The following is a 4,202-nucleotide window of genomic DNA, read 5'->3' as shown; positions in this document are numbered from 1 at the left end:
TTGCCAGCTCAACAGGGTAACCCCCATAAAAAAAGACGCAGCTCCATCGAGCTGCGTCTTTATATATTTTATGATGGATCTTACCTTCTCTCAGACGGTAAATGCTGACCTTATTTTAAGCGAGCAGCAACGTCCTGGGTAATATCCTGGCTCTGACCGACAACGACGGAGCCGCTCAATACGACGTAATCCAAGCCTTTTTCTTTCTGAACAGCCTGGGTTTTATCAAGGATATCTTTTTCCAGCGGCTGGAATAAAGCGATACGCTGTTGGTTCAATTTATTGTTATATTTTTCGACTAAGGCCTGCTGAGCTTTTTGATCGTTCGTCTTCTTCAGATCCCGCTGGAAATCGTCCTGAGCCGATTTTACATCAGCCTGCCAGGTGGCCATGGTCTTCGCGTACTTCGGATGATTCTGCAAGAGAGCGGCAGCGTCAATCGTACCCAAACCTGCTGCGAAAGAAGCACCGGCAGCACCCACTGTCAACATAGCCGCAGCCACAGCTGCCATAATCGTTTTGCGTAATTTCATAGTAGATTCCTCCTTATTATTCATCCACTCCGGTCAATTCCCGGCATTCGTTGCGAACACCGTCTTCACAGGAGCGCATAGCCAAAATAGTTTTTTCAAACAGTTCTGCCAAGTCCCAGCCCAATAATTCAGCGCCATTTTGGATGACTTCGCGGGAACAGCCGGCAGCAAACCGTTTATCTTTAAATTTTTTCTTTAAACTCTTTACTTCCATGTCTTTCGTGCTCTTTGAAGGGCGCATCTTGGCGGCGGCCCAAATAAGGCCTGTCAGTTCATCGGCAGCATAGAGGACTTTTTCCATCATATGTTCCGGTGCCACATCGACACAGATGCCATAGCCATGGCAGACGACAGCATGGATAAATTTATCATCAGCACCGATTTCTGCTAAGAGTTCCGGTGCTTTTTTACAATGTTCATCGGGATACTGCTCAAAATCGACGTCGTGCAGGAGGCCGACGAGCCCCCAAAAGTCAACGTCATCGCCGTATCCTAATTCTTGCGCATACCAGCGAATGACACCTTCAACGGTCAGGGCATGCATGATATGAAAAGGTTCTTTATTATATTTTTGCAGTAAAGCCAATGCCTGCGAGCGTTCCATAGCGCCTCGCCCCCTCTTAATCATTGATTTATCTCACATTATACCATAACCCCGCATAAAAAAAAGGTCGTTCATCATTTTTACGCTTATAATTTACATTTTATATCCTGTTTTTCAGTCGATTCATGCGAAAATCTTCGACAATTTGAATGAAGGGACGGTAGTGAATGGGGTTCTCTGTAAAGCCAAAGAGATGGGACAGACAATGGCAATCCGTGCAGCCAAATCCATCGATACGCCAATCGGAAATCACCTCGACAGCTCCCGCCAATTCATGTTCTAAATCCTGGGACGTGCGAATGGGAATGGCAGCAATGACATCGGCTTCCTGCCGCAGGTAGTCGATGTGCCAATGGAATTTTTTACGCTTACGGCTGTGACGAGCCAGTCGGGCCGCTAAATTCTTCTTAGCCGATCCGGTATAGACGTAGTAGCCCTTTGGAAAGTGCATTATCCCTTTCGATCCAATAGCAATATCGGTATCATCTGCGATTTGGATGACGAAAAGATAGTCGCCGCTGTCATGATTTTCGGCCGTTAACACAGCTTCCGGATAGGTTAGGAGTCTTACCGGTTCCGGCCTTGAGAACGAGGAGTCCCAGCGAAGGGCCAAGGCCTTCCAGTCGAGGCGAGGTGCCGCTTCATAAAAGGCTTCGGCAAAATTGGGATCCGTATGGTAATCGGGAAGGAACCACCGTGCCCGGTCCCAATGAACGAGGAATAAGACGCCCGTACGGATTCCCTTCTCGCTCATAGACGCCAATTCTAAAATATGCTTTCTCCCTCGTTCGGTGACGGCATCGGGGAACATCGCCCCATCGTCACTGAATAAGGTACAAGATTTCACTTCGACGAAAAATAGTTCTTCGCCCTTTCCTAAAAGGAGATCGAAGCGGCTGTCGCCGACAGTCACTTCACGGCGAACGAGGTTCCATTCTTCCCAACCCGGAATGAGATGGTTTTCGACAAGCCAGGCTGCCGTATCATTATTATATTGTGTATCGAGTAAAATCGGAACGCCGTCTCGTTCGATACCGACGACATCATACGGCGTCTTGCGCTTGGGATTTGCTGCCGGCCGCACATAAACAATCGTCCCCTTAAAAAGAAGTTCCCACATCCTGCCGGGATTTGGCATATGGCAGGTAATCACCTGTCCGTCCAAGTCAACGTGGGCAATAAATCGATTGGGTCGATCTATGAATTTACCCTTCTGTATCTGTTTCATTTCCATAAAATACCTCACATATGAGAAAAAGAGGCTGCCATGGACAGCCTCTTTTATTATATACACTTATAAATTAATCTTCCAGCCATTCGCCGGTAAAAGTAACGGCAGCAGGACCTGTCATATAGACGTTACCGTCTTTTTCATCGTATTCAATGTGAAGGGTTCCCAAGTACAGCTGAACGTCAACGCTGCGTCCGGTAAAACCATTCATGAAAGAACCGACGGCGCAGGCGCAGGAACCGGTTCCGCAAGCCAAGGTAGCACCGGCACCGCGTTCCCAGGTATGGACCTTGATCGTATGGTCGTCGATGACCTGGACAAAGTTCATATTGGTCTTACGCGGGAAGGCCTTATGGGTTTCAAATTTAGGACCTAATTCATGAAGGGGGACGGCATCGACATCTTTTACATAGACCATCGTATGGGGTACGCCCATGAGCAGGCTGGTAATCTTATACGTCTTGCCATCTACTTCAAGGGGTTCGTCGACGACCGGGCCTTCAGGGCCTTCCATAGGAATCTGAGAACGATCGGTAAAGGGTTTCCCCATATTGATGGTAACTAAACTTACTTTTCCGTCATCGCCGAGAATGACCTTGGGCTTCATGATACCGGCCAAGGTTTCAACGGTAAATTCTTTTTTATCAATGATCTTATGGTCATAGACGTATTTTGCAAAGCAGCGGATACCGTTGCCGCACATTTCAGCTTCACTTCCATCGGCATTGATGATACGCATGCGGACGTCGGCTTTATCACTGGGAACGATGACGATGATACCGTCAGCACCGACGCCGGTATGAGGCGCACACAGCTTGATCGCTAACTGGGAGAAATCCTTGTCGGCTCCCTGCTTATCTTCAAAAAAGACGAAATCATTGCCTAAACCGTGCATTTTGACAAATTTCATATCTTGTACCCTCCATTAAAAATTATATACTCATAATGATTGATCATTAACTGTCTTGAATCCTTACAGCATCTATTATACAATAACTGAAAGTGAAAAGTATATGAAAATAATGTTATCTATATTGCAAATAATGCTATTTCAAGATAACTGAACTTCCTTTTGAAGAAAAGTCAATCAAAGAGAGAAGGAAAGACTGACATGGCACAAAAAACAGGCTACTTATCGGGTAATCTAAAACTGTTCCACTTAGTCGATAAAAGGCAGTGGACCTGTCCCTACCATTATCATGACTTTGACAAGATCACCCTCTTTTTCCAGGGACATGTATCTTACGATGTCGAGGGAACGGCCTACGATTTAAAACCCTTTGACATCGTCGTTATTCCGGCCGGAAAAATCCATCGTCCGAGCGTTACCGGCGACACGCCTTACGAACGCATCATCGCCTATATTTCTCCGGCTTACCTAAAAACTTATGCGCAGCGCGGCTGCCCTGTAGGCCAACTATTTTCCGACTCCGCCTCGCCCATCCTCCGCCAGCCCCAGGAAGCGGACAGCCTGTACAACGTATCCTGCCGTCTGAGGCGAGCCTGGTCTTATACGGGCCCGGAAGGGAACATCCTGCAGGAGGCCCTGTTTTCGGAATTCCTCATCCATCTTTGGATGGCTATGAAAACGCAGAAAATCGGCTTTGTAAAGAAAAAACAGCAGCACAAAAAAATCGCCCATATCGTCGACTACCTCGAAAATAATCTTACCGCTGACCTGTCGATTCCGGCCCTGGCCAAGCGGTTCTATATGAGCCCGGACTACTTGATGCACCTCTTCAAAAGTGAGACCGGCATGACCGCCGGCAGTTACATTACGGCCAGAAGGCTGCAAAAAGCCCGCCGCCTCATGCATGAACTGCTACCCGTCAAG

General features: G+C 47.4%; 5 protein-coding genes. 1 reads left to right on the top strand and 4 read right to left on the bottom strand.

All coding sequences use genetic code 11. From position 1 onward, the window contains the following. Positions 1-110: 110 nt before the first annotated feature. From A0U42_RS09890 to dapF, 4 genes are all read right to left on the bottom strand, one after another. Complete coding sequence (locus tag A0U42_RS09890; protein WP_044503436.1) at positions 111-533, bottom strand: OmpH family outer membrane protein; 423 nt, start codon at positions 531-533, stop codon at positions 111-113. A 16-nt stretch (positions 534-549) separates the two neighbouring features. Continuing rightward, positions 550-1,137, bottom strand: coding sequence for a hydrolase (locus tag A0U42_RS09885; protein WP_065360834.1), 588 nt, complete (start codon positions 1,135-1,137; stop codon positions 550-552). A gap of 100 nt (positions 1,138-1,237) precedes the next feature. Beyond that, positions 1,238-2,371 carry a DNA/RNA nuclease SfsA gene (sfsA, locus tag A0U42_RS09880; RefSeq protein WP_065360833.1) on the bottom strand — a complete coding sequence of 378 codons (1,134 nt, stop codon included), beginning with the start codon at positions 2,369-2,371 and terminating at the stop codon, positions 1,238-1,240. Positions 2,372-2,438: 67 nt separating this feature from the next. After that, positions 2,439-3,278: a diaminopimelate epimerase gene (gene dapF / locus A0U42_RS09875; protein WP_065360832.1), complete on the bottom strand. Its 840-nt coding sequence runs from the start codon at positions 3,276-3,278 to the stop codon at positions 2,439-2,441. Positions 3,279-3,479: 201 nt separating this feature from the next. Here dapF and A0U42_RS09870 point away from each other — a divergent pair. Then, positions 3,480-4,202, top strand: a 723-nt coding sequence (locus tag A0U42_RS09870; protein WP_065360831.1) for an AraC family transcriptional regulator, incomplete at its 3' end; no start/stop codon positions are given.

It is taken from the genome of Megasphaera sp. DISK 18 (assembly GCF_001682955.1).
In the GTDB taxonomy this organism is placed as follows: domain Bacteria; phylum Bacillota; class Negativicutes; order Veillonellales; family Megasphaeraceae; genus Megasphaera; species Megasphaera massiliensis.
The sequence above is the reverse complement of the archived record's forward strand: the minus strand, read 5'-3'. Positions and strand labels throughout refer to the sequence as shown.

Coding starts and splice junctions, on each gene's coding strand:
- A0U42_RS09890 (WP_044503436.1), bottom strand. CDS start 533: ATGAAATTACGCAAAACGATTATGGCAGCTGTGGCTGCGGCTATGTTG.
- A0U42_RS09885 (WP_065360834.1), bottom strand. CDS start 1,137: ATGGAACGCTCGCAGGCATTGGCTTTACTGCAAAAATATAATAAAGAA.
- sfsA (WP_065360833.1), bottom strand. CDS start 2,371: ATGGAAATGAAACAGATACAGAAGGGTAAATTCATAGATCGACCCAAT.
- dapF (WP_065360832.1), bottom strand. CDS start 3,278: ATGAAATTTGTCAAAATGCACGGTTTAGGCAATGATTTCGTCTTTTTT.